The organism is Hallerella porci, assembly GCF_003148885.1.
GTDB lineage: Bacteria > Fibrobacterota > Fibrobacteria > Fibrobacterales > Fibrobacteraceae > Hallerella > Hallerella porci.
Genome location: NZ_QGHD01000057.1, coordinates 1 through 3,007, shown reverse-complemented (window position 1 = coordinate 3,007; position 3,007 = coordinate 1). Strand labels below are relative to the sequence as shown.

General features: G+C 48.8%; 5 protein-coding genes. All 5 read right to left on the bottom strand.

Going from position 1 to position 3,007, the window contains the following annotated elements:
- Positions 1-470: DUF4372 domain-containing protein (locus B0H50_RS12875; RefSeq protein WP_146193680.1), on the bottom strand; the 470-nt coding region annotated here is incomplete at its 3' end.
- Between the two features lie 217 nt (positions 471-687).
- On the bottom strand, positions 688-1,044 hold the full coding sequence (locus tag B0H50_RS14000) for a DDE-type integrase/transposase/recombinase (protein WP_408609884.1): 357 nt from the start codon (positions 1,042-1,044) through the stop codon (positions 688-690).
- Between the two features lie 308 nt (positions 1,045-1,352).
- On the bottom strand, positions 1,353-1,841 hold the full coding sequence (locus B0H50_RS12860; protein ID WP_095879140.1) for a terminase gpP N-terminus-related DNA-binding protein: 489 nt from the start codon (positions 1,839-1,841) through the stop codon (positions 1,353-1,355).
- Positions 1,842-2,214: 373 nt separating this feature from the next.
- Positions 2,215-2,511, bottom strand: coding sequence for a type II toxin-antitoxin system YafQ family toxin (locus tag B0H50_RS12855; protein WP_109587913.1), 297 nt, complete (start codon positions 2,509-2,511; stop codon positions 2,215-2,217).
- Positions 2,508-2,777 (bottom strand): type II toxin-antitoxin system RelB/DinJ family antitoxin, encoded by a 270-nt coding sequence (locus tag B0H50_RS12850; RefSeq protein ID WP_158256551.1) that lies wholly within the window; start codon positions 2,775-2,777, stop codon positions 2,508-2,510. The genes B0H50_RS12855 and B0H50_RS12850 overlap by 4 nt, the downstream gene beginning before the upstream one ends.
- Positions 2,778-3,007: the final 230 nt, after the last annotated feature.

The following is a 3,007-nucleotide window of genomic DNA, read 5'->3' as shown; positions in this document are numbered from 1 at the left end:
CCGCCGTTCTTCCTGCCGATTTTCGGGTTTCGTCCGGCTCCCTTCAGGACGTTCGAGAACAGCGATATGGTCGTGGAGTCCATCACGTACAGTTTCTGCGCCCATTCATAGTCGCGACTGTCCGGTAAAAAACGGCCGAACTTTTCGTAGAGCGACTTGTAGACGGCCTCGAAGAACTTGCAGGGGCGTCTGTTGTTCGCGTCGGAAAAAGTGCTCATCTTCAGCGGTCCCGTGAACCCGGCGTGCCACAGGTGCCTCGCTTCCGTGTTCACTCCCGTAAGGATTTCGCGCAGGGAGCTGTAATTTTTGAATACAGCGAACAACAGCACGAGCAGGTGCTGGAACCCGTCGAACTTCTTGACATAGCGTTCCCCGCCAACGCTGCGGGATTGCCTCAGAATTTCGCCTTTAGAGAGGTATTTTGTGATTTGTGCGTATATCGGCTGTCCGGTAAAATTTCTACATTCCATAGTGCTTTTGAATTTGTTTTATGTGCAAAAGAAACTATAGTCAAAAGCGGCGGCTCCCGGAAACGGAAGTCGCTTTTTTTGTTAGATTTCAGGTTAAATTAAAAAGTTTTACCGGACACTAATAATTCCGGATATACCACACGACTTTTCATCGTAGCAAAAATGCTCTCGGCAAAGGCGTTGTCGTTACTCGTATGCGGCCGGCTATGGCTTGACATCACGTGCAGCTTTTCAAACAAAGATTTAAGATCCTTGCTGCGCATGGGTTTCCCGTTGTCCGCATGGACCAACAGAGATACGTTTTCGCCGGGGCAATATTTTGTAGAGTCTCCGCAAAGAGCATCTCCGCCAGTTTTCCATCTTCTTTTGTATGCAGACTCCATCCGACGATGTACCTCGAATACATGTCGATAATCAAGTAGAGGTAATAGTACTTCCCGGTCACTTCGGAATGGAGCCAGGTAATGTCCCAACACCAGACCTGGTTCGGTCCTTTCGCTGAATATTCAGGCCGTTTACGCCGCACAATATTGCGGTCGGCGACTCTGCCTATGCCTTGATAATAAGCTTTCATAACGCGTTCGCAAGTCGACGGCGAAGCAATGTAGATTCCTTGATCCATAAGCTTTGCATGGGCGATATTCAACGGGAGGTTACGGTATTCTTCCCTCGTAAAGTTTTCGATAATCGAGGCTGTTTCTTCCAGGGAAAGCCGTTGTGAATTGTTTTCACGATAGCCACCTCGGTTGTCCGCAACATTCCTTCGCCAGCGCCTGTAACGACGTTCGCAAAGACCGATTACATCGCACGCCTTGGAAAGCCTTGCGCCATTTTGGATGGCCTCCTCGATGGCCGCAAGGATTTTCCGTTTCTTTTCCTCTTCTACTTTTCCGGTCCCAATATTGCCGAAGTTTTTTTTTGAAGAATCAGGAGTGCGGCTGCTTCGGCAAGTGCTTTTTCCTTGCGTGCAAGTTCCGCCTTGAGCTTGGCAACTTCATCCTCATGCTGTTTTACGGACATCACGTTTCCGTCACCAGAGTTCTCCATCGCGGAAAGAGAAAGGTCTCTCCAGGACTGGAGTTCTGCAAAAGAAACCCCGTTTTCGGCACAGAACTTTTCGAGTTCCTCGGGTGTCATGCCCTCAGATTTTGCGACGAGGCTGAACTTGGTGAGTGCGGATCTTTTTGCCGATTTCTTGCTCATGGAGACTCCCTGACGTTTGCGTTGCCGTTCCGCAGCAATCCATGAGTACAATGTAGCTTTTGGCAGGTTCATTTCTTCGGCGATGGTCTTGACAGACGGGCATCCCGGCTTCTTTATTCGCTCAAGAAATGAATCCCTGAGTGTTGTATCGGTAGTTTTTCTGGACATAAAAGTCCCCTTCCCGCCCCGGATTTAGGAGATGAAAGCGGACATTTTGACCTGAGGAAGGGGGGGCCTTTTCGTTGTATTGCCTAATAATCATAGCGGAAAAGATAGAAAAACGTTCGCTTTCACAGAAAAGGACTCGTTTTATGAGAGTAGGGCTCTCATCTTACAGAAAATGGGCGTTCCCGCACATATATGTGCGGTCGGGCTATATTGCAAGGCCTCCCGTGCGCACCTACGGCACGCCCGCGCGGCTCTTGCAACCAAGCCTCGCTACGCGAGTCTTGTCCCCAAGGGGGCACTTATAGAAACACTTGGGAGTTTACTCCCTTAGTGTTCTTATCCCCTTGGGGGAATCCCTAACGCGGAAACCTGATTATTTCTTGAATAAGTCTGAATGCGAACCTGTGTCTACTAATTCAAGAACAAGAATGTTCTCTTCTATTCTGTATATAAGGAGCCAATCAGGTTCAATATGCAATTCCCTGTGGTTGACCCAGTTCCCTGAAAGGGAGTGGTCGCGCAATGCTGGGTCAAGGGGTTCGCCCTTCGCCAGTTTTTCGACAATATCCTTGAGTTTCTGCGTGTCTTTGCCACGCTTGGCGGCGAGTTTTGCCGCTTTCTTGAACTTTGTTGTCGCTCGGATTTGATACTTGTATTTTTCTTCGCTCATATTCCCAGCTCGTCCCAAAGTTCCTGCGGTGTCGAATACGTTTTGGCATTCGGGTCGTGGGCGATTTTTTCGCCCTCATCGATGGCTGCAAGGAGTTCCTTGGAAGGAGGCCGGGTAACGGCAAAGGGGAGCCCGTGATGCAACAGCGACTGTTTCAGGAAAACGGTAAAGGCTTGCGATAGGGTTAGCCCCAGATCGTTGAATAATTCGGTCGCCTCTTTTTTCAGTTCGCGGTCCAGTCGGATATTTGTTACTTCGGTACTCATATTAACAAATATACCACATTTACTTTCAAAATGCAAGCGTTTGTTGTTTGTTTGTTGGCTTTTTGCCAGTCTGTTCTTGTTTACCTCCGGCCACCTACATGCGAAAAAGGTGGCGTTTTTAGCGTTTTTTGCAAATTATTGCTGTCCGGTAAAAGTTCCAACATAAACACAATATGCTGAATACGCGCCGATTTCGACAGAAAGCGGTGCCTTTGCGTTTTGCGGGCCCC